At 62.8% G+C, this 23142-nt stretch carries 19 protein-coding genes and 1 pseudogene; 18 read left to right on the top strand and 2 right to left on the bottom strand.

The window, feature by feature from the left end:
• The first annotated feature begins 242 nt into the window (after nt 1-242).
• Together WJU18_RS26770 and WJU18_RS26765 are read left to right on the top strand one after the other, a co-directional pair.
• Nucleotides 243-4120 (top strand): annotated as a pseudogene (locus WJU18_RS26770) (DUF3683 domain-containing protein).
• Between the two features lie 210 nt (nt 4121-4330).
• Complete coding sequence (locus WJU18_RS26765; protein ID WP_423457003.1) at nt 4331-5305, top strand: LuxR C-terminal-related transcriptional regulator; 975 nt, start codon at nt 4331-4333, stop codon at nt 5303-5305.
• A 7-nt stretch (nt 5306-5312) separates the two neighbouring features.
• Here the strand turns inward: WJU18_RS26765 and WJU18_RS26760 are convergent, their stop codons facing one another.
• Nucleotides 5313-6110, bottom strand: coding sequence for a hypothetical protein (locus WJU18_RS26760; protein WP_423457001.1), 798 nt, complete (start codon nt 6108-6110; stop codon nt 5313-5315).
• 179 nt (nt 6111-6289) lie between these two features.
• Nucleotides 6290-7441: a hypothetical protein gene (locus WJU18_RS26755; RefSeq protein ID WP_423456999.1), complete on the bottom strand. Its 1152-nt coding sequence runs from the start codon at nt 7439-7441 to the stop codon at nt 6290-6292.
• A gap of 161 nt (nt 7442-7602) precedes the next feature.
• Here WJU18_RS26755 and WJU18_RS26750 point away from each other — a divergent pair, with 161 nt between their 5' ends.
• The 16 genes from WJU18_RS26750 to WJU18_RS26675 all read left to right on the top strand — a co-directional run bounded on the left by WJU18_RS26750 (nt 7603) and on the right by WJU18_RS26675 (nt 23141).
• Nucleotides 7603-8595 carry a helix-turn-helix transcriptional regulator gene (locus WJU18_RS26750; protein WP_423456997.1) on the top strand — a complete coding sequence of 331 codons (993 nt, stop codon included), beginning with the start codon at nt 7603-7605 and terminating at the stop codon, nt 8593-8595.
• A gap of 109 nt (nt 8596-8704) precedes the next feature.
• On the top strand, nt 8705-10456 hold the full coding sequence (gspE, locus tag WJU18_RS26745; RefSeq protein WP_423456995.1) for a type II secretion system ATPase GspE: 1752 nt from the start codon (nt 8705-8707) through the stop codon (nt 10454-10456).
• Nucleotides 10449-11690: a type II secretion system F family protein gene (locus WJU18_RS26740; RefSeq protein WP_423456993.1), complete on the top strand. Its 1242-nt coding sequence runs from the start codon at nt 10449-10451 to the stop codon at nt 11688-11690. Before gspE ends, WJU18_RS26740 begins: the two co-directional genes overlap by 8 nt.
• 54 nt (nt 11691-11744) lie before the next feature.
• Nucleotides 11745-12185, top strand: coding sequence for a type II secretion system major pseudopilin GspG (gene gspG, locus WJU18_RS26735; protein ID WP_423461103.1), 441 nt, complete (start codon nt 11745-11747; stop codon nt 12183-12185).
• Between the two features lie 124 nt (nt 12186-12309).
• Nucleotides 12310-12768 (top strand): pilus assembly FimT family protein, encoded by a 459-nt coding sequence (locus tag WJU18_RS26730; RefSeq protein WP_423456991.1) that lies wholly within the window; start codon nt 12310-12312, stop codon nt 12766-12768.
• Nucleotides 12765-13187, top strand: coding sequence for a type IV pilus modification PilV family protein (locus tag WJU18_RS26725; RefSeq protein WP_423456989.1), 423 nt, complete (start codon nt 12765-12767; stop codon nt 13185-13187). Before WJU18_RS26730 ends, WJU18_RS26725 begins: the two co-directional genes overlap by 4 nt.
• A gap of 145 nt (nt 13188-13332) precedes the next feature.
• Nucleotides 13333-14010 carry a prepilin-type N-terminal cleavage/methylation domain-containing protein gene (locus WJU18_RS26720; protein ID WP_423456987.1) on the top strand — a complete coding sequence of 226 codons (678 nt, stop codon included), beginning with the start codon at nt 13333-13335 and terminating at the stop codon, nt 14008-14010.
• A gap of 14 nt (nt 14011-14024) precedes the next feature.
• Entirely contained in the window at nt 14025-14852 is an 828-nt protein-coding gene (locus WJU18_RS26715; protein ID WP_423456985.1) for a general secretion pathway protein GspK, read from the top strand.
• Nucleotides 14853-14880: 28 nt separating this feature from the next.
• On the top strand, nt 14881-15297 hold the full coding sequence (locus WJU18_RS26710; protein ID WP_423456983.1) for a hypothetical protein: 417 nt from the start codon (nt 14881-14883) through the stop codon (nt 15295-15297).
• On the top strand, nt 15255-15989 hold the full coding sequence (locus tag WJU18_RS26705) for a PilN domain-containing protein (protein ID WP_423456981.1): 735 nt from the start codon (nt 15255-15257) through the stop codon (nt 15987-15989). Before WJU18_RS26710 ends, WJU18_RS26705 begins: the two co-directional genes overlap by 43 nt.
• Nucleotides 15986-16546: a type II secretion system protein GspM gene (gene gspM, locus WJU18_RS26700; RefSeq protein ID WP_423456979.1), complete on the top strand. Its 561-nt coding sequence runs from the start codon at nt 15986-15988 to the stop codon at nt 16544-16546. Before WJU18_RS26705 ends, gspM begins: the two co-directional genes overlap by 4 nt.
• Nucleotides 16543-17232: a hypothetical protein gene (locus WJU18_RS26695; RefSeq protein WP_423456977.1), complete on the top strand. Its 690-nt coding sequence runs from the start codon at nt 16543-16545 to the stop codon at nt 17230-17232. The genes gspM and WJU18_RS26695 overlap by 4 nt, the downstream gene beginning before the upstream one ends.
• A gap of 33 nt (nt 17233-17265) precedes the next feature.
• On the top strand, nt 17266-19740 hold the full coding sequence (gene gspD / locus WJU18_RS26690; RefSeq protein ID WP_423456975.1) for a type II secretion system secretin GspD: 2475 nt from the start codon (nt 17266-17268) through the stop codon (nt 19738-19740).
• 14 nt (nt 19741-19754) lie between these two features.
• Nucleotides 19755-20195, top strand: coding sequence for a hypothetical protein (locus WJU18_RS26685; protein WP_423456974.1), 441 nt, complete (start codon nt 19755-19757; stop codon nt 20193-20195).
• A gap of 198 nt (nt 20196-20393) precedes the next feature.
• Nucleotides 20394-22088, top strand: a complete 1695-nt coding sequence (locus tag WJU18_RS26680; RefSeq protein ID WP_423456972.1) for a hypothetical protein — start codon at nt 20394-20396, stop codon at nt 22086-22088.
• Nucleotides 22089-22478: 390 nt separating this feature from the next.
• Complete coding sequence (locus WJU18_RS26675; protein ID WP_423456970.1) at nt 22479-23141, top strand: hypothetical protein; 663 nt, start codon at nt 22479-22481, stop codon at nt 23139-23141.
• The last annotated feature ends 1 nt before the right edge of the window (nt 23142 follow it).

Below are 23142 nucleotides of genomic sequence, written 5' to 3'. Positions count from 1 at the left end.
AACTGCGTGACAACCGGGTTTTCCCCCTGGGACCGCCAAGCGCCAGCTTGGCTGCAGCGATTCTCGGATGCGCCACGGTGCCAAGCTGGCGCTTGGCGGTCCCAGAAGGGGAAACAGGTCCTCTGACCTTGCAATCCGTGTGTGAATGTTGCGCCGCAGTAAAATCACAGGCCAGCCGGACGACTGCTTGCTCCCACCACGCATCCCACAACTGATCTCCTGCCGTGCTGGGCCTGAAGCCTATGAACGCTCCTGCCACGCTAGACCATCTGCTTGCCGCCGCCGACGCGGCCCCGCGGCTGCGCGAAATTCCCTATAACTACACCAGCTTCTCCGACCGGGAGATCGTGCTGCGCCTCCTGGGCGCGCGCGCCTGGGAGATTCTTGACAGCCTGCGCAGCGAGCGCCATACCGGCCGCTCTGCCCGCATGCTTTATGAGGTGCTTGGCGACATCTGGGTCGTCCGGCGCAATCCCTATCTGCAGGACGACCTGCTCGACAACCCGCGCCGGCGCAAACAGTTGGTGGAGGCCCTGAGCCACCGCCTGACCGAAATCGACAAGCGCCGTACCCCGCAGGACGATGCCAGTCGCGACGCCATGGTGGTCGAGTTGCTGGCCGCCGGGCGCCGCGTGGTCGAGGCGTTTGACCGCTCCTTCGAGAAAGTGGCTGCCCTGCGCCGCCGCGCCGCCCGCGAACTGGGCCGCCATACCGCCAAGGACAACATCAAGTTCGACGGCCTTTCGCGCGTGAGCCACGTTACCGACGCCACCGATTGGCGCGTCGAGTTCCCCCTCGTGGTGCTCACGCCCGATACCGAGGCCGAGATGGCCCACCTGGTCAAGAGCTGCATCGAGCTGGGCCTGACCATCATTCCCCGGGGGGCGGCACGGGCTATACCGGCGGCGCCATTCCGCTGGATTGGAAAACCGCCGTCATCAATACCGAGAAGCTGGAGGCGCTGGGCCAGATCGAAATGCTCCGGCTGCCGGGGCTGGATCGTGATATTCCCACCATCCATACCGAAGCCGGGGTGGTCACCCAGCGCGTGGCCAACGCCGCCGAGGCGGCCGGCCTGGTGTTCGCCTGCGATCCAACCAGCGCCGAGGCGAGCTGCATCGGCGGCAACATCGCCATGAACGCGGGCGGCAAGAAGGCCGTTCTCTGGGGCACGGCGCTGGACAACTTGGCCAGCTGGCGCATGGTCACGCCCGAGGCGGAGTGGCTGGAAGTCACGCGCGTGGGCCACAACCTGGGCAAGATCCATGATGCCGAGGTGGCCAGCTTCGAGCTCAAGACCTTCGATGCCAGCGGCAAGAAGCTTTTGAAGACCGAGCGGCTTGATATTCCCGGCTCCACCTTCCGCAAGGAAGGCCTGGGCAAGGACGTGACCGACAAATTCCTGGCTGGTCTGCCAGGCGTGCAGAAGGAAGGTTGCGACGGTCTCATTACCAGCGCGCGCTGGGTGCTGCACCGCATGCCGGAGCATACGCGCACCGTGTGCCTGGAGTTCTTCGGCCATGCCAAGGACGCCGTGCCCAGCATCGTCGAGATCAAGGACTTCATGTTCGCCGAAGCCGCGCGCACGGGCGTGGTGCTGGCCGGCCTGGAGCACCTGGACGACCGGTACCTGCGGGCGGTGGGCTACAGCACCAAATCGCGTCGCGGCGGCCTGCCCAAGATGGTGCTGGTGGGCGATATCGCCGGCGACGATGCCGATGCCGTGGCTCGCGCCACCAGCGAGGTGGTGCGTCTGGCCAATTCGCGCTCGGGCGAGGGCTTTATCGCCGTCAGCGGCGAGGCGCGCAAGAAGTTCTGGGCCGACCGCAAGAAAACCGCTGCCATCAGCCGCCACACCAACGCCTTCAAGATCAACGAAGACGTGGTGATTCCGCTGCCGCGCATGGCCGAGTACACCGACGGCATCGAGCGTATCAACATCGAGCTTTCGCTGCGCAACAAGATCGAGCTGGCCGATGAACTCGAAAAGTTCCTTGCGCACGGCAACCTCCCGCTCGGCAAGAACAGCGAAGCCGTGGCCTCGCCCGAGCTGCTGGCCGAGAAGGTGGAGCAGGCACTGGCAGTGGTGCGCGAAGTGCGCGAGTTGTGGCAAGGCTGGCTGCGCGATGCGGACACGCTTTTCCCGCAATTGCAGGACCACAGCTTGCGCGCCAGCTGGAAAACCCAGATCCGCGCCCCTCTGCGGGATATCTTTACGGGCACTGATTTCGAGCCTTTGCTGGAGGCCCTGAACGGCATCCAGCAGCGCGTGCTGAAAGGACGCGTGTGGATCGCCCTGCACATGCATGCCGGCGACGGCAACGTGCACACCAACATCCCCGTGCACAGCGACAACTACGCCATGCTGCAGACCGCGCATGAAGCCGTTGACCGCGTCATGGCGCTGGCCCGCCGGCTCGACGGCGTGATTTCGGGCGAACACGGTATCGGTATCACCAAGCTCGAGTACCTGAGCGATGCCGAGCTGGCGCCGTTTGCCGCCTACAAACAGAGGGTGGATCCTGAAGGCCGCTTCAACCGGGGCAAGCTGCTGCGGAACAAGGAGCTGCCGGCCCATCCTGGGCGCCGCCTGCGAGCCGATTTGACCAATGCCTATACCCCCAGCTTCGGGCTCATGGGGCATGAATCGATCATCATGCAGCAGAGCGACATCGGCGCCATTGCCGATTCGATCAAGGACTGCCTGCGCTGCGGCAAGTGCAAACCCGAGTGCAGCACCCATGTGCCCCGCGCCAACCTGCTCTACAGCCCGCGCAACAAGATCCTGGCGACTTCGCTTCTGGTCGAGGCGTTCCTCTATGAGGAGCAGACCCGCCGGGGCGTCTCGATCAAGCACTGGGAAGAGTTCGAGGACGTGGCCGATCATTGCACGGTGTGCCACAAGTGCCTCTCGCCTTGCCCGGTGAAGATCGATTTCGGCGATGTCACCATGAATATGCGCAACCTGTTGCGCAAGATGGGCAAGAAGAGCTTCCGCCCCGGCAACGCCGCGGCCATGTTCTTCCTGAACGCCACCAACCCAGCGGTGATCAATACCGCCCGTGCGGCGATGACCGGGGTGGCCTTCAAGGCCCAGCGCGCGGCGGTGGACCTGCTGCGCCCGGCCGGACGCAAGCAGACCCAGCACCCGCCTGCCACGGTCGGCAAGGCACCGCTGCGCGAAGAGATCATCCACTTCGTCAATAAAAAAATGCCCGCCGGCCTGCCCAGCAAGACGGCACGGGCGCTGCTGGATATCGAAGACCGCGACTATGTGCCGGTCATCCGCAACCCCAAGGGCACCACGGCCGATAGCGAAGCGGTGTTCTACTTCCCTGGCTGCGGCTCGGAACGCCTGTTCTCGCAGGTGGGGCTGGCTACGCAGGCCATGTTGTGGCACGCCGGTGTGCAGACCGTGCTGCCGCCAGGCTATATGTGCTGCGGCTATCCGCAGCGCGGCTCGGGCCAGTTCGACAAGGCCGAGAAGATGATCACCGACAACCGGGTGCTGTTCCACCGCGTGGCTAACACGCTGAACTACCTGGACATCAAGACCGTGGTCGTCTCGTGCGGTACCTGCTACGACCAGCTTGCCGGATACGAATTCGACAAGATATTCCCCGGCAGCCGCATCATCGACATCCATGAGTTTCTGCTTGAAAAAGGCATTACCCTGCCGGCCGAGCAGCAGGGCGCCTACCTGTACCACGAACCCTGCCACAACCCCATGAAGCAGCAGGACTCGACCAAGACTGTGAAGGCGCTGGTGGGCAATCAGGTGCTCAAGAGCAACCGTTGCTGCGGTGAAAGCGGGACACTGGGCGTGACGCGGCCCGACGTGTCGACCCAGGTGCGTTTCCGCAAACAGGAAGAAATCCGCAAGGGCGAAGCCGCGCTGCGTTCGGCGGGTACCGTGCCCGAGAAGGCCAACGTGAAGATCCTGACAAGCTGCCCGAGCTGCCTGCAAGGTCTCAAGCGCTATGAAGATGACCTGCAGAACGGCCTGCTCGAGGCGGACTACATCGTGATCGAGATGGCTCGGCACATCCTGGGCGAGAACTGGCTTCCCACGTATGTGGATCAGGCCAACGCGGGTGGTATCGAGCGGGTGTTGGTCTGAGATTTTCCGAGACACTTTCCGTCATTCCCGCGCAAGCGGGAATGACGGAAAAGCTTCCGAGCGATCTGTAATCTGTAGGTAGTCCCGAGGAAGAGGGCTGGCGAAGAGGTTGGCGTATGGCCGAGGCAAAAGAGGTACCGAGACCGGTCGAGGCGGTTTTGTTACATTTACGTAACGAAATACCGCCTTCAGCTTCGCACGCTCTTCCGCATGCACGCCTCTACCGATTACAGCGATTTGCTGTTGCGCCTGTACCGCTTGGCGCACGAGCAGCCCATTGATCGCTTTCAAGACGAAGCGCTAGGCATCATCAAGCCTGTCCTGCCGTTCGACTCCGCCATGTGGGGCTCGGCCACCATGACAGCGGGCGGCATCGACGTTCACACTCTCCATCTGCATCGGCAACCCGTGGAAATGCTGCAGGCCTACGAGGAAGTGAAGCACCTGGATACCGCTGCGCAAGCCGTGACCCGCCATCCGGCGCAAACCATGGCCTTCGATGCCCGTGCCTGGTTCAGCGGCAAGCACCAGCGCGCCCTGTTGGACTATGGGCGGCGCTTCGAGCAGTCGCACTTCTTTATCGGCGGCACATTCGACCACTGCACAAGCTTCACACGCTGGCTCACTCTTTTTCGCGCAGACCCTGGAGCCCACGGTACGGAAAACGAACGCAGCCGCCTGGCCACCCTGATGCCTCACGTGCAGCAAGCGCTGGAATTCAACCGCCTCGCTCACCTGAATCGGCTTCCCCGTGTGCCGGGCGGCGTGACCAAGGGCTCTGCCCTCGCCGACCCGCGCGGCATGATTGATCATATGGATGCCGCTTTCGAACAGGCTTTGCGTATGGAGTGGCCAGCATGGCGGGGTCCTTTACTCCCTGACCCGGTGCTGGCCGCCGCGCAGCGTGGTGAAGCCTGCCTGCTGGCACACGCCGTTGTAATCGTGCTGCACGCCCGGCACGGCTTGTTGTGGCTGCAGGCCCGCTCCCGCTGTGCGGCTGACAGCCTCTCGCCACGCGAACGTGCCGTGGCCCGGTTCATTGCTGAAGGACACACACACAAACAGATTGCGGCGCGGTTCCAGCGCTCTCCCGCCACTGTGCGCAACCAGATACGCTCGATTTACAGCAAGCTGGAGGTAAGCAACGCGGCGGAATTGGTGGAAGCCTTGCGGATGGCGGGGTAGCCGTGGCTTAACGGCTCTTGCGGCGCTGGCGCAGACGGCATGCGCCCAGGCCGGCGGCGGCCAAGCCCAGAAGCGCCAAGCCGGGGAGTTCCAGTGCCGGCACAGACGCTACGGTATTGACGGGCGGGCGAGGGTCGTTGGGTCCGGCACAGCCAGGCATGGCCGGTCCATAACCCCAGCCAGGAAAGGCTTCCACAGGCCGCCACCGGTTGACCGCTGTGGAAATCCCCGTAGTCCCCCCGCTGGCATCTTCGAAAATGTCGGTGTAGGTTCCGGCTACCGCGCCCGCGATGAACACAGCGCCATCCACGGCGGTCTCGGGGATTCCCCAATACGGCTCGACAGGTGTCGGGCTCAGGTCGGTGAATCTGCCGGCCCCGGCTCCGGTCGTGCCCGGAAGGTTGTAGGTGCCCGCCTGGGTGTACATCGAGGTCATGCCGCCCGCGCCATTGGTCTGAATCTGGCCTGTCGCGTTCCAGTTGGCTCCCGGCTTGGTCAAATCCTGCACGAAAAAGCGAACGTCCTCGCTGTTTTCACTGTTCACGTTGAAGCGCCAGACCACGCACTTCAAGTGCGCCTTGCCCCAGGTCTGGCTGGCGGCGGATGTGCCGCCGTTGTCAAAAATGAAGTTGACGGTGTATTGCAGGCCATTGGTAATGTCCGGAATGTTCGAATTTTGGATGGTGCCTCTGTAGCCAGTCCAGTACGGAGCAGCCACTGCCGTGGTGCCCAGGGTCAGGCAGGCGGCGGCGGCACAAACGCGGACGAGACGGCGCAGGGGGCCGGTGAATACAGCGCGGTTCATGGTCATGATTTAAAAAAGAGATAACTAAAAACCACTTGACCATATTTCCGTTGCAAGAAAAACAAAATGATGCAGTTGCACTATTCCAGTGCTATCCGGGCGGTTCGCCGGCTCCGGAATAAAAAAACTCCCGGCGCCTGACTGGACAGGGGCCGGGAGTTTGGGGAACCTTCTGGCGCCTACTGCTTCGTATAGATGTCGTTGACGATCGTGAGGCGGCTTCCGCTCAGCGTATAGGGTTGGGAGTAGCTCTTGTTCCAGTCCACGCCCGCGCTGCCGGGCTTCTTGTCGTAGGCGAAGCTTGGATCCACCGTGTTGATCAGCGCAGCCCTGACAATCTTGTACTGGAGCACGCTGGAGGCGCAGGAGGACAGCGCCAGTTCAGTGATCTGCTGAGCCCTGGGACCATAGTTGATCGAGTCCAATGTCAGCACAGCCTTGCTGCCGCTGAAAACCCAGGTCCCGGATTGCGGGCTCGTCCATGTGCCCGCCAGCGTGGCGCAACCTTGGGCTGAGCCTGGAGGGGTGGTGGAAGGGGCGCCTTCGCGTGTGCCGGAGAGCGTGCCGCTGAAGCTGCCCTCGGACTGGGAGGTGCCGCTGTAGGAGCCCGTCACGTTGCCCTGCAGGTCGATCTTGCCGTTGAGCGTCACACGCGTATCGATAGGCTGCTCGCCGTCGTTGCCCGATACGGTGAAGCTGGCGCCCTGGCCGCCCGCATCCAGGGTGATGCTCCCGTTGCAGGCATAGACCACCTCGCCCACACACGACTTGATGGAGCCATCATTGCCTGCGGTGAACTGCAGCGTCACACCCTCGTCCGCACGCAGGTTGTACTGGCCCGCGAAGGAGGCGAGGGTGGCCGAGGCGCCACCGCCCGTGCCCGTGCCGCTCGGTTTTTTCTGGCCGGTAAGCTTGCCGCTTGAATTGCCTTCGCTGGATTGCGCGGCCCAGGTGCCCGTCACGCCTCCGGCGGCATCAATGCTGGCGTCCAGGCTCACGCGCAAACCTGCGGCTCCCTGGCCATCACTGCCGGAGAGCGTGAGACTGGCTTCCCGGCCGCCCGGCTTGAGCGCCAGCGTGCCTTCGCATGTGTAGGCTGCGCCACAGGAAGTCACACGGCCATTCTGGTCTACCGTGATGCTGAGCACTGTGCCGTCTTCGGTCTGCAGATCGTACTGGCCGGCATAACTCGCAAGCGTTCCCGCCGGTTGCTCCGTGCCGCCGCCGGTGCCACCGCTGGAATCGTTGCCATCGCCCCCACCGCCGCAGGCGCTCAGGCTGGCAATCAAGGCGGCCAGCAACAAGGGACGAAAAACGCGGGAATGATTCATGGTCATGGACTTCGAGAAGTTAAAAAAAGAGACCACCCAACCATATTTCTGACACGAAATAAACAAAATGATGCAAATGCACTATCCTTGACTCTCCAAGGGGCCATCAATTGAAGCCTCCACGCTAATAAAGAATAGAGACATAGAAACCATGCTTGCCCATGCGTGACGAGAGATTCGATGTTTTCAGCGCCCTTTTGCTCCGGCTCTACCGCGCGTCGGCCGAAACTTCGTTGGAGAGCTATCAGGACACGGCGCTCGGCATCATCAAGCCGCTACTGCCTTTCGACGGCGCGATGTGGGGCACGGCCACTTTCCTCGATGGCGTGGGTATCGACATCCACACCATTCATCTGCATCAGCAGTCGCCCGACATGATCGTGGAATACGAGGCGGTCAAGCATCTGGATACGTCAGCTGCCTTGGTGACTGGCGAACCGCAGGTCACCAAGGGCTTTCACAGTCCCTCGTGGTTCGATGGAGGCGCCCGGTGGGATGACTATCGCGAATGGCAGCGCCGTCACGGGCACGAAAACGTCTTCATTACGGCCGCCACCGACCAGCACTCGGGCGCCACCCAGTGGTTTTCCTTGTTCCGGGCCGATATTGATCAACATTGCCGTTCCGAGGAGGTGGGCTGGCTTACGCAGCTATCTCCGCATTTGATGCAGGGGTTGAGCCATAACCGGGCCAGGTATCTTGACAGCGTGTCCTTGTTGCCCGGCGATGCCTCCCTTGAGGCGGCCATTGCCGATGCACGGGGCGTCGTCCACTACGCCACACCGGGCTGCGAGGAAATGCTGCGCGCCGAGTTCGGCAGAACCGGCCAGGGCGGCCGGCTCCCCTCAGCGCTCATGGAATGGATGCGGGCGCGGCCGGAGCCCTTCGTAGGCAGAACCTTCGCCGCGATGCATCGCGTACGCAAAGATCTGCTGTTCATACGGCTGCGCGCCCTCTGCGCGGCCGACCGCCTGCCTCCCCGCCAGCGGGAAGCTGCGGAACTGATGGCCCAGGGCCTCACGCACAAGCAGGTTGCGCAGCGCTTGGGCCGTGCGCCCGCCACGGTGCGCAACCAGATGCAGGAGGTGTACCGCAAGCTCGGCGTGCAGAGCGTGGCCGCGTTGGCGCAGGCGTTGAACCAGGCCCGGGGATGACGGAGGCTGAACTTGAACTATTTCCCACGAATCTGACTCATCTCCGGGCCATCACTATCCAGTGCTAGCATTGCGCGTTTGCCGCTCCTGCGGCCGTTGATCCATTTGCATGAACCGTTCATCCACCCTTGAGCCGCCCGCGGAGCCCACGCTGGAGGCTGGCAGCGTACCGGCTGATCCCTGGCAGCGCTTTGGCAGCATCCTGGTGCGCGCCGGTAAACTCAGCGCCCGCGATCTCGAGCGCGCCATGGCGGCGCAGCGGGAGATGGGTGGCTCGCTCGATCGGGTGCTGGTCAGCCTGGGCCTCGTGTCCGAGCTGGACGCCGCCCGCGCATTGTCTGAGCACCTGGAGCTGCCTTTTGTCACCGCCGAGGCGTTTCCTGATCTCATGCCGGAGGCCGAAGGCCTGCTGCCGGATTTCCTGAAAACGCACCATGTACTGCCGCTGCGCGCGGAGGATGGCCGGCTCGAGGTGGTCATGGCCGCGCCGCAGGATGCCTTCGTGCTCCAGGCACTGCGGCTTACCTCCGGTCTTTCGGTGCACCCGTCTGTCGGCGTGCCCAGCGACATCGACAAGGCGCTTACGCGCTTCATGGAAGAGGCGCCCGCCAACGACGAAGACGATGACAGCGGCGAACTCGAGGGCGATGCCGGCGATTTCGTGGAACACCTGCGTGATCTGGCCAGCGAAGCGCCGGTCATCCGCCTGGTCAACGCCATCATCGGCCGCGTCATCGAGCTGCGTGCCTCCGATATTCACTTGGAGCCCTTCGACGACGGCCTGCATGTGCGCTACCGGGTCGATGGCGTTCTGCTGCCTGGCGAAACCGTGCCCGCGCGCCTGGGCGCTGCCGTCAGCTCGCGCGTCAAGCTGCTGGCGCATCTGGATATTGCCGAGCGCCGCCTGCCGCAAGACGGCCGTATCAAGACCCGCGTGAAAGGCCGCGAACTCGACCTGCGCGTTTCCACTGTGCCTACCGTGCACGGCGAGAGCGTGGTCATGCGGGTGCTGGACCGTGCCAGCGTGCGTTTCAGCCTGGAAGACATGGGTTTCGCCAAAGACACCCTGGGCCGCTTCAACCAGCTTATCGCGCGCCCGCACGGCATTCTGCTGGTCACCGGTCCTACCGGTTCGGGCAAGACCACCACGCTCTATGCGGCGCTGGCCAAGCTTGATTCGACCACGCAGAAAATCATCACCGTGGAGGATCCGGTTGAATACCAGCTCGAGGGTATCAACCAGATCCAGGTGCACTCGCAGATCAACCTCACCTTCGCCAACGCGTTGCGCTCGATCCTCCGGCAAGACCCGGACATCATCATGATCGGGGAAATGCGGGACGGCGAAACAGCGCAGATCGCCGTGCAATCATCACTGACCGGCCACCTCGTGCTCTCCACGCTGCACACCAATACCGCGGCCAGCGCCGTGGTGCGCATGCAGGACATGGGCGTCGAGCGCTACCTCATCACTTCCACCGTGAACGGGGTGCTGGCGCAGCGGCTGGTGCGCCGCCTCTGCCCGCATTGCCGTACGGCGGTACAGCCCAAGCCCGAGCTGCTGCAAAGCTCCGGCCTGGGCAGGTTCCTGCCCGCAGGCGAACCCATCTACGAAGCCAAGGGCTGCGATCATTGCCGCGGTACCGGCTACCTGGGCCGTACCGGCATCCATGAGCTGCTGGTAGTGGACGAAGACATGCGCAGCGGCATCCTGCGGGGGCTGGATGCCAGCGCCCTCCAGCAACTGGCCATCCAGGCCGGCATGTACACCCTCTACGACGACGGCTTGCGCAAGGTGGCTGCCGGCGCGACCAGCCTGGACGAGGTGCTGCGCGTGACGCAGGACCAGAGCGATGCCTGAGTTCGTCTGGCGTGCCGCCCAGGCCAATGGGCAACTGGTCGAAGGCCGCACGGAGGCCACGGCAAGCGCCGCCGTGCTGCGCCAGCTGCGCGAGCGGGGGCTGACACCCATCCGTGTGGACGATGCCGCGGCGTTGCCGGTCAGTGCCTCAGCATCATCATCCGGCCTGCGTGCGGCCAAGGTGCGGGTCGATAAAAGCCCGGTCAAGGCCGCCGACATCCTCACATTGACCACCGAGCTGTCGATCATGCTGCGCGCCGGTCTGGCGCTGGACAACGCGCTGCGCGTGCTGATCGAGATGAGCCACAAGCCCAGCGTGCGCGCGCTGCTCGACACCGTTCTGGAAGATGTGAAGGGCGGGGCACCGTTCAGCCGCGCGCTCACCGCGCACCGCGAGCATTTTGGCGATTTCTATATCAACATGGTGCGCTCGGGCGAGGCCAGCGGCCAGATGTCCCAGGTGCTGGAGCGCCTGGTGGCGCACATGGAGCGGCTGCGTGCCCTGCGCGAGAGCGTCGTTTCGGCCACCCTGTACCCGGCCATTCTGGCTGGCGTGGCGGTGATCTCGCTCGTGGTCATGCTCGGCTTCGTGGTGCCGCAGTTCGAACAACTGTTCAAGGACATGGGCGATGCGCTGCCTCTGCCGACCCGCATCGTCATGATGCTGGGCCACGGCTTCAGGAGCTATGGGCCGGTATTGCTGCCGGTCGTCCTGCTGATCGGCTGGCTGTTTCTGCGCTGGCTGCGCTCACCGGCCGGCCGGGCCAAGTGGCAGAACTGGCTGCTGGGGCTGCCGGTGCTGGGGCCTCTGCTGCATAAGTATGAGCTTACGCTCTTTGCCCGTTCGCTTGGCACCCTGCTGGGCAATGGCGTGCCATTGCTCACCGCCCTGCATATCGCCACTGAAACCGTAGGCAATGCGCGCCTGCGTGAGCCGTTGGCCAAAATGGCGCCCATGGTGAAGGAGGGCACGCGCATGGTGGCCGCCATGCAGTCCACCCAGGTGTTTGAACCTTTGGCTGTGAACCTGGTCAGAGTGGGAGAGGAGACGGGACGCATCGGCCCTATGATGACTGAGTTGGCCGATATCCTGAACCGCGATGTGGAAACCGGCATCAAGCGCGCGCTGACCTTGCTGGAGCCGGTCCTCATTTTGGTACTGGGCATATTGATCGCTGCCATTATTGTTTCCATTTTGCTTGGCATCCTGTCCGTCAACGATCTTGCCCGATAACTTTTTAACGAGAGAGAAAAGCGCCATGAAAGCACTTGCGCTGCGCCGCCCTTCATTCATGCAGAAATCCCTGTCTGCCCCCTTCAGCGCCGCAGCCGGGGCTTTACCTTGATTGAACTGCTGGTCGTGCTGGCCATCCTCACGTTGCTGGCAGGCATCGTGGGGCCGCGCGTGCTCAATCAGCTTGGCGGCGCCAAATCGAAGACGGCCGCGCTGCAGATTGCCGACATTGACAAGGCGCTTGAAATCTACAAGCTCGACACTGGCCGCTATCCCACGAATGCCGAAGGCTTGCAGGCGCTCATCACCAAACCTGGCTCGGCCAATGGCTGGAATGGCCCCTACCTCAAAGGCGGCGTGCCCAATGATCCGTGGGGCAACCCCTACCGCTATGCCAACCCCGGCCCCAATGGCGGCATCGAGATCCTTTCGCTCGGCGGCGACAACGCACCCGGCGGCGAAAGCGAAAACGCCGACGTGCGGAACGTGAACTGAGCTTGAACATCTGCGGGCCTATGCGCCGGGTCTTACTCCCTCTCCCTCTGGGAGAGGGTTGGGCGGGGCCGGCCTTTCCGGTGAGGGCTTTCACGGCGCTTCCGGTAGCAGGGCCTTTTTTGCCATGAGCCGCCAACTCAAAACCTCCGGCTTCACCCTCATCGAGCTGATGGTCGTCATGGCCCTCATGGCCTTGCTCGTCGGCCTCGTGCCTATTGCCTTCAACCGCTTGAACGAGTCTGCCCAGTACCGGGACACGGTGCGCGCTGTCCTGACCGACATGCGCACAGCGCGGTACCTCGCCCAAAGCGAGGGCGCCGAGGTGCGCTTTGCCGTCAATGTCCAGCAGCGCAGTTTCGGTGTCGAAGGCCGCACCCAGCACACCGTGCCTGAGCCCTTGCAGATGCGTGCCGTCATGGCTCAGCAGGAATCCGGCGCGAATGGCGAAATGGCCATCCGTTTCATGCCCAGCGGCGGCGCCAGCGGCGGCAGCGTCGATCTGTTGCGTGCCTCTGGAACCGGGGTGCGGCTGCGCGTGGATTGGTTCTCGGGCCGGGTTGAGCAGGAGCCGGTAGGGCCATGAGCTTTCGTCTGCCGGTTTCTGGCCGTCGCCGCGCCAAGGGCTTCTCGCTGCTTGAAATCCTGGTGGCCTTTGCCATCATGGCCATCGCGCTGGGCATGCTGTACCGGGTCATGGGGAACAACGCTCGCCAAGCCGGCCAGCTTACCAGCCAGGAGCGGGCCATGACCTTGGCCCAATCGCTGCTCTCCGCCTACCAGATCACGCCGCCCGATGGCATTCGCGCCACTGGTGAGACCGCCGGCTACACCTGGGCGGTGCAGAGCGCGCCTCATCCCACGCCTGCCAACAACGACGGGCGCGCAGCGCGCCTGCACGAATTGCGGATCGTCGTGCAATGGGGGGATGGCAGCAACACGCGCAGCTATGAGTTGTCCACGCTGCGTCCCGAGCGCCGTCCCCAGGCGGGAGGGCGGCTATGAGCCCACGTTTATTTTTGGTGAGAGCCTGCCTTTCCTTCCGTCATTCCCGCGCAGACGGGAATCCAGTACAGCCTCTCCAACGCTCCTGGATTCCCGCCTGCGCGGGGGCCGGCCATCCGGGAATGACGGATGAAAGAGGCGAGGGGTGCATGATCGCCCATGTCAAAAGGAAGAAAAAAATAACGGTTTCACCCTCGTCGAAGTCCTTATTGCTCTGGCCCTACTGTCTCTTCTCATGCTCGGCCTCACCGGCGCCATGCGCGCCATGAGCGACACCAGCGAAGGCATCGAGCGGCGCATCGATACGGCGGACCGCTTTCGCGTGGCCAGCAACCTGCTGAATTCCGTGCTCAGCGAGGTGTCTATCCGGCGGTTGCCCGGCGCTGCGAGCACGGGCGGCAATGCCAGCCAGCCAGCCATTTTTTTCGAAGCATCTTCGAATTCCTTGTCATGGATCGGTGTCATGCCCGCACGCTTCGGTGTGGGCGGACGCCACTACATGCACCTGGCGCAAGAGGGGCATCAACTGGTGCTGCGCTATGCGCCCTGGAACGGCGCTTCCACGTTTACCGATTGGGGCAGCGCCAGCGCGCAGGTCGTCGCCGAGCCGGTCGCGGCCTTCGACCTGCGCTATCTCGACCCAGAGAGTCTCCAGTGGCTGCAGGCCTGGCCGCCGCAGGAGCCGCGGCCAGGCATCGTACTGCCCCAGGCCATTGAGGCCACGGTCCATGGCGCCGAGCCTCCTTGGCCCCCTATCGTGGTGGCCGTGCGCGGGCTCGCCGCGGGGGATGTCTCCGGCTCAATAGGGGCTTGGGGGCCGTGATTATGGATAGGAGCTTGCATCGCCGCCACTCCGGTATGGCCTTGGTCGCCGTGCTTTGGATCGTGGCTGCCCTGAGTCTGCTGGTGGTTGGCATGGCGCAAACGGTGCGTCAGCAGATTCGTGTGGCGGGTACGCAACGCGATGAAGTCACCGGCCAGGCGCTCGGGGAGGCCGCTGTGGCGCTGACGCTGCAAGCCTTGCAGGTCAGCGCCGAGCGCCCGCGCGGTGTAACTCAGGTTTCCCAGGAATTCGGAGGCGTTGGCATGGACGTAGAGGTGATGCCGCTCGATGGGCTGATTCCTCTCAATGGTGCGAGCCCGGCCTTGCTTGCCGCAGCGTTCAAGACGGCTGGAGGCATGAATGCATCGGCCGCTGAAGCGCTGGCGAATGCCGTGGTGCAATGGCGTAGTGAGCGGGCTGAAGGCGGGAGCACGTACCTTTTCGAATCCGTGGAGGATCTGCTCCTGGTTCCCGGCTTTGATTACGCTTTGTATGCGCGTGTGCGTTCCCTTTTCACCACGGTTGGGCGCGGCGGCGGGGTGAATCCGCTGGCGGCCCCTCCTGAGGTGCTCGCGGTGTTGGCTGACGGCGACATGGGACGGGCCTCCGCGATTGCCGAAAGCCGTTCCAATCAAGGGGTGGGCGTCGACACGTCGACACTTAATCAGTCCTTTGTTTCACGCGGTGCCGCCGATCAATACCGGATTTCGGTCAAAGTGCCCCTGGAAGAAGGCAGAATACTGCTTTTGGCGCGTTACGTCGGCTTAACCGCAACCCCCTCCGGCGAACCATGGCGCGTGTTTTCCGCCACGCGCCGGATTCTGTCTTCATCGTCGCCCTAGAAACCCAGGCGCGCTTACTTTCAACTTCATGCTTGCATCAAGCCCTGATCAAACTCGTTTCTTCGGCCTGGACGTCGGTCAGTGGCCGAGCCAATGGGCCGCGGCGGGCGAATGGCTGCTGCGTTCGAGGGCGTTGCGCTGGCTGACTCCCTCCGTACGCGTGGAACTGACACAGGCGAACGGCCAGAACAGTTCCTGGGACATGGCCCACGGCGTGGCCCGTGCCGCCGAGGGTGATGATCCCCACGGCGTACGGGCCATCGAGTTGCTGCCCGAGCAGGTGCTGCGCCGTCAGTTGATGCTGCCGCAACTGGGCCGTGCTGATCTGGCGCGCGCCGTCGCGCTTGAAGTCGCGGCCATGACCCCATTCCCCCTGAGCGCACGGCCAGCGCATTCACTGCCGTGCCAGGGCCTGACGGCACCCTGGCCGTGGATGTGGCCTTGACGTCCACCCAGGAAATCGAAAAACGCCTTCAACAGGCGGCTCGGCAAACAGCCTCTGCGCCCGGCGGCGAAGCCGGGCCGGAAGTCTGGGTGCTGCCGGGTAACGTGTTGAATGGCCATGCCGGCGCGTCGCAAGCTTTCGCACCTCTTATATTTGAGAGGTATGGCGGCACCGAGCGGCGGCGCCTCACCACACGCGGTCTCAGCCTAAGAGGCGGTTTGCTGCTGGTGGCACTGCTGTTGCTGGGCGCACTGGCTGTCACGCCCACCGCTCAAACCCGGCTGAAAGCCATTCAAGCGCAACAGGCATTCGATGCGCTCAATGCCCAGGCCAAGCCGCAGCTGGCCCAGCGCGAACAGATGGTCAAGCAGACCGAGCGCCTGCAGGCCATCGCCAAGATGGCCGAGCAGCAACTCGCGCCCTTGCCTGTGCTCGATATGCTCACACGCACGCTTCCTGATGAGGCATGGCTGTCGACCCTTCGCATGGAGGGCACCAAGGTCGTGATCAACGGCATGGCCGACGACACTGCCGCGTTGGTGCGCAGCCTGGGCAAGCAGCGCGGCGTTGGCGAGGTGCGCTCGCCATCCCCCGCCACCCGCGTGGGCAACAGCAAGAAAGAAGCCTTCGTGCTTGAAATCACCCTCGATCCCGGTGTGTATGGCCTATTGCGCACGGGGAGTGCCAAATGAGCCTGAGATCCCCCAAGGCCCTGCGCCCCGAGCATGTCTGGCTGCTGATCGCCGCCGCCGTGCTGGCTGCTGTACTCATCGCCGGCATCGGCTTCGTGGCGGCCAAACACCACTGGGCAACCAGTACGATGGAGCAGTTGGAGCCTCGCTATGCCCGTTTGGCCGGGCTGCGCGATAGCGGCGAGCGCTTGAAGGCGACGGAGAAAGAGCTATCTGTCAACCTGGCCCGCCTCGCTTATGGCCCAGAGAGCGATCCTGCGCAGGCGGGCAATGATGCGCTGCAGCGCTTGCGCACCGCCATGGCCTCCCGCGGCTTGCAGGTATCCAGCAGCCAGGTGTTGCCCGCGCGCGAGGAAGGGGGCTTTTTGCGGATCGGCCTCAATTTGCGCGTGGAGGGTGATATGACCGCTCTGCGCGATCTTCTGCGTGATATGGCCGCCGAGCAGAAGCCTGTGATCTTCAGCGAAAGTATTCAGCTCTCCAGCCAGCCTGCGCGAACGCAACAGCAAAGCATCACGACCCAACTCAACTTGTTCGTACTGAAGGTGCAGTCATGAACAAAAGAGTCACTTCTTTGCTCCTGGGGCTCAATGTGTTGTTGGCGGTCGCGTTGGCGCTGCTGTGGTTCGGCCCTGGCCGTTCCACTCGATGGACGCCCCCCGCCGCCCAGCCGCCCAACCTGAACGACGCCCGCGCAGCATTGCTTGGTCCGCGCCCGGATATTTCGGCAGAATTTCCGCAGATCGCTGCCCGGCCATTGTTCTCATCTTCCCGGCGTCCTTCACCGGCCGCTTCCGCCGCTGAAGGCGCCGAGGTACCGCCGCCGCCGCCCGTAGCGCTGGACAAGCTCAAGATGCTTGGCACCATCGATGGGCCTACGCTGCGCGGTGTCCTGGCCGAAGTCGAAGGCGAGTCGCGTTTCATCCGCAGCGGGGAGCAGATCGGCGAATGGACCCTGCGCGATATCGGCAGCAGCCAGGCTACCTTTGAAAAAGGCGATGAGAAGCGAGTGGTGCCCCTTCCACTGTCGGCGTCAGGCGATGGTGGCAAGGATGCGGCCGGCAGAGCTCGTGCCGCCCCGCCCAGGGCCGGCAAACCCCCCGCACCGCCCTCTGGCTCCAAAAGCCGGCCTCCTCCGCCCAAGCCAGCCACGGCGGCACCTGCTCCCGCTCGCCCTGCCGCAAAGCCCAGCGAGCCGCCAGGCGGCAAAGCGTCGGCACCCATGGGGAGTTGGGGCCCCTGAGGCTCCTCCTGCAAGATATTGATAGGTTTACAGATGCATCTACAACGTTCCACTCTCTCACTGGTTGTGCTCGCGCTGCTGGCGGGCTGTGTCACTCCGCCCGCGCCAGCGCCTGAAGCGCCGGCCGAGCAGGCCGCTGCGCCACTGCCTCAGTGGTCTGCCGCCTCGGCGGCCGAGAGAAAAGCTGCACCCAAACCCCAGCAGGACGCTTCCGACGCCGAACCCATCGTCATCCGTGGCAACGATCAACTGTTGAAAGCGGGCAACAAAGGGCCCACCACCATCAAGGGACCGGCCACCAGTTTCAACTTCCAGGATGCGCCCACGGCCGAGGTGGTCCAGGTGATGCTGCGCGACCTGCTCAAGGTCGAATATGTGGTTCACCCGCCGCTGCCAGGCTCGATTACGCTCGTGACGCGCGGGCCCATTGATGCCGACAAGGCTTTCAACCTGCTCGAAAGCGCGCTGCAGATCAATGGCGTCGTCATGGCGCGCGATTCGCGCGGCACCTACCACGTAGGCACGCCTGACGCGCTGAGTACCATCGTCTCCACACCCCGCCTGCCGGAGAACGGAAAAATTGCTCCCGGATACGGGGCCATTGTCATTCCGCTGGAATACCTCGGCGCCCAGGAAATGGCCAATATCCTGCAGCCGATGGTCAAATCGGACTCGATCGTGCGCGTGGACAACATGCGTAACGTGCTCATCATGAAGGGCACCCGCGCCGAGGCCGAGGGCTGGCTTGATCTGGTCAAGACCTTCGACATCAATATCCTGCGCGGCATGTCGGTCGGCGTATTTCCGCTCAAGCACACTTCGCCTGAAGAGGTGCAAGCCGCGCTGCAAATGCTCTCCGGCACCATGCCTACGAGCGGCGCTTCCGCTGCGGGCGTGGTGTCCGCGGCGACGGCAGCCTCAGCAGGCCGGGGTGGCGTCCGGGGCGCGGCGCAAGCACCTGGCGCCCGGCCGGGCGCCGTTCCCTCCGCCGCTGGTGCGGCTGGCGCGGCCGGGGCTGGCTCCGGCCCCGTCATCGGGGGCAATGCCCTGGGCGAGGGCAGCCCGCTCTTCGGCGCAGTGCGCGTGATGCCCGTTGATCGCATCAACGCCGTGCTCGTCGTGACTCCCCGCGCGGCCTATCTCGACGAAATCCGCTACTGGATCGAGCAGTTCGATCGCCCTAATATGAACAGTGCCGAGCCGCAGCTGTTCGTCTACAAGGTGCAGAACGGCTCCGCCGATCACCTGGCCGAGTTGCTCAATGGCATCTATGGCGGCACCCCGGCCACGGGCAACACCGCTACGGGCGCCACGGGCGTCGCGCCGGGTCTGGGCACCGCCTCCAGCGGTACGGCCAACAATTCCAGCGGTTTTGGGAGCAACTCCCGCTCGATCTTTGGCAATTCCAGCACCAGTTCCAGCGGGTTCGGTAGTTCCTTTGGCGGGGGGAACGCTTTCGGCGCCAACTCCCTGAACCGCAACGTGCCTACCAACCAGCAGCAACCGTCCGTCAGCGGTACCACCATGCTGGGCCAGTCGGTGCGTGTCATGGCCGACCGCATCAACAACACTTTGCTCATCCATGCGAAGCCGTCTGAGTATGACCGCATAGAAACTACCCTGAAGCGGTTGGACGTCCAGCGTGCCCAGGTACTCATTGAGGCCACCATTGTCGAAGTGACGCTGGGTGATGGCCTGCAGTATGGCCTGCAGTGGGCTTTCAACAATGGTTTTGGCAATGGCTACCGAGGTTCGGGCATCATCAACAACGGCTCAGGTACCGGCTCTGGTATCGCACTGCCGTCCGGATCTACCAGTTTCAGCTTCCCCAGCGTGACGGCAGGTACGGGCTTCACCTACGCCATCAGCAACTCTGGAGGCGGCATCACCGCGTTGCTGAGCGCCCTGGCCAGCAAGTCCCTCGTCAAGGTCATCTCCAGCCCTTCGCTGTTGGTATTGGATAACCACGCCGCCAACATCAGCGTGGGTACCCAGCAGCCGGTCAACTTGGGCGGCTACATCACTACCGGTGGCATTGCGAGCACCGGCAATATCCAATACCGGGACACCGGTGTGATGCTGGGCGTGACGCCGTCGGTCAACGCGGGCGATCTGGTCACGCTGGATATTAATCAGCAGGTGACGGACGTTGGCAGTACTGACACCGTCACCCAGCAACCCACTTTCACGCAGCGGCAAATCCAGTCGCAGGTGGCTGTACGCTCAGGTGAAACCGTGGTGCTGGGCGGCCTCATCAAGGACAACGCCAGCAGCGGCAGCAGCGGCTTACCCCTCCTGTCGTCGATTCCCATCATCGGCGGCCTGTTCGGCACGCAGAAAAAAGACAGCAGCCGCACCGAGCTGCTGGTCGTGTTCACCCCGCGCGTGGTGCGCTCCGACGACGACATCCGTTCAATTAGCCGTGAACTTCGGGACCGCATGCAAGGTCTCACCTCGTCCGGCTTGCCGAGTCTTTCGCCGTTCGGCGCAACCAAACGTTCTCAATGAGGAGTTCCTACTCTATGAATCTAGCCTCTTTTTCCACCCTGCCGAGCCGCCGCACCCTGCTGGCTACAGCCGCGCTCGTATCTGGTGCCTTGCTGGCAGGATGCGCCAGCCTCGGCCCCAAGACACCTGAAGAAGAGGTGCGCGCCCGTGCCGAAGAGCGATGGAATGCATTGATCAAGCGGGATTTCGTCAAGGCCTATGGTTACACTCAGCCGGGCTTCCGCGCAGTCGTCAAACCGGAGGAGTACATTCGCCGCTTCGGTACCGCTGGCCGCTGGAAAGGCGCTCAAATACATGAAGCCACCTGTGAGGCCGCCCGCTGTGAGGTGCGTGTGCGCCTTACCACGGAGATCATGATTCCACGCTACAGGCGCAGCATTCCGGAAGTTACCGGCTATCATGAAGAGGTTTGGGTGCGTGACGAAGGCCAGTGGTGGTTCTTCGAGAAGATCTGAGATCAGGTCCAAGCTCGAAGCAAGCCCTGGTGTGTCATAGTGTGTCTGATGCCTCACAAGACTGTTGCATAAACAAAACAGTCTCGTGAGGAGCAGGAAAAATCAGATTGAATCGTTAAACCAAGCCGTGCTACGATCACCGAGCATTCCAAGAACTGGCTTGGTCCTTGCAATTACCTTTTTAATGGAGTCATAGCTATGAAGAAAAGCTTATTGGCACTCGGCGCTGTAGCCGCTCTTGGGGGCCTGGGGTTCTCGGGCGCTGCAAACGCTGTGTGGGTGGTGGGTGATGTGAACAACTCGGTCGCGCAGACGCTGAACGCTGCTCACGACACCGGCGTTGGCCACATTCTGGTGACCCCCTACTTCAGCACGACCAACAACACGGGCACGCTGCTGTCGGTGGTCAACACTGATACCCAAAACGGCAAGGCCGTCAAAGTGCGTTTCCGTGGCGCTGCCAACTCGGACGACGTGTTTGACTTCACGGTGCTCATGTCTCCTGGCGACGTGTGGACTGCTTCCGTGTCGCAAGGCGCAGATGGCCGTTCGCGCCTGATCACGCCTGACAACACCTGCGTGCTGCCGAACATCCCGAACGCTGCCAACACCGGCGGCCTGGGTCAGCCCTTCACCACCACTCGTCTGGATCAGTTCCTGGATACCGCCGCTCAAGCTGCGCATACCCAAGAGGGTTATGTCGAGTGGCTGAACATGGCCGACATTCCGGAAGGCACGCCCCTCTACGAGGCTACCAAGCACGTGAACAACGTGGCGCCTTGCACGTCGTCGGTCATGAACTACCTGATGCGTTCCGACAATCACCTGAGCGAAGAAGCAGCAGCCAGCTATGGCCTGACTGCTCCTACCGGTCAGCTGATGGGTAACTGGACCATCTACAACAGCCAGAACGTGACTTCCTACGGTGGTCCCGCTTCCGCTATTGTGGCTGTGGACACCAGCGGTACCGTTCCGGCTCCTGCTGCTGCTCGTCTGTTCTTCGCTCCGCAGATCGGTGCTTCCAGCCCGAACTTCCCGGCCTATGCTGCTGGTGATGTGGTTTGGTCTGGTGTTAGCCAAGACCAGTTCGCTGAAACCGCAGATCCTCTGCTGACGACCACTCCTAACGGTGGTAGCGGCACGACGACCGGTCTCCTGCCGATCCTGCCGTTCGACTTGCCTGACCTGTCTACGCCTTATGTGAAGGCTCATTCGTTCGCCGCAAGCCAATCGACCGCTCTGAGCTACGCTCTGTCGGCTGAAGCTGTGATGAACGAATGGACCGCCGGTGCTGACGGTGGTGTGGACTTCTCCACCGACTGGGTGTTCTCGCAACCTACCCGTCGTTACCACGCTGCCATCAACTACAGGACCACTGCAGCAGGTACTGGTGCGATCGTTCACAACTCGATCTCTGACGACGCGTTCTACAAGGCCGCTCAAGTCGAGAAGCAGCGTCACGCCACTTATGGCGACATGCTGTGCCTGAAGACCGGCGTCGTGGGCTACAAAGCTTACAACCGCGAAGAGTCCACCGTTGAAGTGACCTTCGGTGGCGGTGAGTGGTCGCCTGGCGTGCCGGTTGGTGCTCAGCCTGGCTTCTGCGGCGAAGTGGCTCTGATGCAGTTCGGTGAGAACCGCACCCGTGCGCTGAACGGCCAACTGTCTGTCAACACCATCAAAGACGACTCCCTGCCTGGCGGCGGTGGCGCCGGCTGGATGAACGTGACTCTGCCGGCTGGTGGTCTGCCGGTGATTGGCTACGCAGCCAACACCTTCAACACCGCTGTGGGTAACATGGTTGGTAACTACGGCGATGCGATCACGCACCGCTACAAGCGCCCGACCACTGCAGCTCCGGTGGTGACGCCGCCGGCACCTGCAGGCGAGTAATTAGCCAGAAGCCGTGTCAGGCTGTTTCGCAAGATCAGCCTGACTGGAGCTTACAGAAATTGAAAGCGGGGGAAACCCCGCTTTTTTTTATTGGTTGAGAACTTTGAAATTCAGCTGCTATTTAAGTGCAGTACATGGCGGATCTATCGAGAATTGGGGCGTATATACTTCAAGCGCCAGGCCATCGCTTGAATTGACGGCGTGGGGAAACTTTTCCAACCCATACAGACTCCCACCAGCAGGGGTTTCCAACCGCCTCAGGCCTATAAATCGAGTACCTTGTTCCAAAGGGTTTCCCCTGCAATTTGGACATACTCAGGTTTTATTTCCAGATTTCGTGAGTGAGTACCTGAGGACAAATTCACGAAAATTCGATCTCTGAAAGTTGCAATGACGATGATTTTGTATCGGGGGTTTTCCTCTCTGTTGTTGGCCGCCGCGGCCTCTTTCTCGCTCCATGCCTATGCGCAACCAGCAGCTCCGGCAGCGCCTGCTTCCACAGCAACAAGTGCAAGTGCCACGAAGGCCGCCTCGGACAGCACAGTGCTGCTACGGGGGCCGGCAGGGGAAGTCACCTTGGGCCAGGTGCGGGCAGCGATCCAGGTGATTGTTCCCGTATCGCAGCGCGAGAACTTCTTCGCCAATCCCCGCAACATCGAGCAGATGGCGCTTTCTATCTATATCCGCCAGAACCTCGCAGCCCAGGCGAAGAAGCAGGGGCTTGATCAGCAGCCGGAAGTGGCCAGAGCCGTTACTTTTGCGCAGCAGCATGCGCTTTCGGATCTCTGGCTGGCGAAAAAATCCAGGGAAAATGAGCCCACGCCCGCACAGTTGGAAAAATATGCGCAATCGGTTTACGACTCCCAACCTGCCACCGCCAGCGAACCCAAATCGGCTGCAGACTTTGCAAGCAAGCGGGCTGAGTTGATGGAGCAGGCACGCACCAAGGTGCTCAACCAATCGCGCGCTGAGGTGTGGAATGCTGCTCAGGCGGGGGCAGAACCCGACGCTGAGGCCATTGCGGCGTCGGTGCAGCCCGCCGCGGAGAAGTAGG

Source organism: Ottowia sp. VDI28 (assembly GCF_049532675.1).
Classification (GTDB): domain Bacteria; phylum Pseudomonadota; class Gammaproteobacteria; order Burkholderiales; family Burkholderiaceae_C; genus Ottowia.
This window is presented reverse-complemented; position numbering and strand designations above follow the sequence as displayed.

What these genes read in the sequence shown, in the direction of transcription:
- WJU18_RS26765 (WP_423457003.1), top strand. Translation starts at nt 4,331, where the DNA reads ATGCACGCCTCTACCGATTACAGCGATTTGCTGTTGCGCCTGTACCGC.
- WJU18_RS26760 (WP_423457001.1), bottom strand. Translation starts at nt 6,110, where the DNA reads ATGAACCGCGCTGTATTCACCGGCCCCCTGCGCCGTCTCGTCCGCGTT.
- WJU18_RS26755 (WP_423456999.1), bottom strand. Translation starts at nt 7,441, where the DNA reads ATGAATCATTCCCGCGTTTTTCGTCCCTTGTTGCTGGCCGCCTTGATT.
- WJU18_RS26750 (WP_423456997.1), top strand. Translation starts at nt 7,603, where the DNA reads ATGCGTGACGAGAGATTCGATGTTTTCAGCGCCCTTTTGCTCCGGCTC.
- gspE (WP_423456995.1), top strand. Translation starts at nt 8,705, where the DNA reads ATGAACCGTTCATCCACCCTTGAGCCGCCCGCGGAGCCCACGCTGGAG.
- WJU18_RS26740 (WP_423456993.1), top strand. Translation starts at nt 10,449, where the DNA reads ATGCCTGAGTTCGTCTGGCGTGCCGCCCAGGCCAATGGGCAACTGGTC.
- WJU18_RS26730 (WP_423456991.1), top strand. Translation starts at nt 12,310, where the DNA reads ATGAGCCGCCAACTCAAAACCTCCGGCTTCACCCTCATCGAGCTGATG.
- WJU18_RS26725 (WP_423456989.1), top strand. Translation starts at nt 12,765, where the DNA reads ATGAGCTTTCGTCTGCCGGTTTCTGGCCGTCGCCGCGCCAAGGGCTTC.
- WJU18_RS26710 (WP_423456983.1), top strand. Translation starts at nt 14,881, where the DNA reads ATGCTTGCATCAAGCCCTGATCAAACTCGTTTCTTCGGCCTGGACGTC.
- gspM (WP_423456979.1), top strand. Translation starts at nt 15,986, where the DNA reads ATGAGCCTGAGATCCCCCAAGGCCCTGCGCCCCGAGCATGTCTGGCTG.
- WJU18_RS26695 (WP_423456977.1), top strand. Translation starts at nt 16,543, where the DNA reads ATGAACAAAAGAGTCACTTCTTTGCTCCTGGGGCTCAATGTGTTGTTG.
- gspD (WP_423456975.1), top strand. Translation starts at nt 17,266, where the DNA reads ATGCATCTACAACGTTCCACTCTCTCACTGGTTGTGCTCGCGCTGCTG.
- WJU18_RS26685 (WP_423456974.1), top strand. Translation starts at nt 19,755, where the DNA reads ATGAATCTAGCCTCTTTTTCCACCCTGCCGAGCCGCCGCACCCTGCTG.
- WJU18_RS26680 (WP_423456972.1), top strand. Translation starts at nt 20,394, where the DNA reads ATGAAGAAAAGCTTATTGGCACTCGGCGCTGTAGCCGCTCTTGGGGGC.
- WJU18_RS26675 (WP_423456970.1), top strand. Translation starts at nt 22,479, where the DNA reads ATGACGATGATTTTGTATCGGGGGTTTTCCTCTCTGTTGTTGGCCGCC.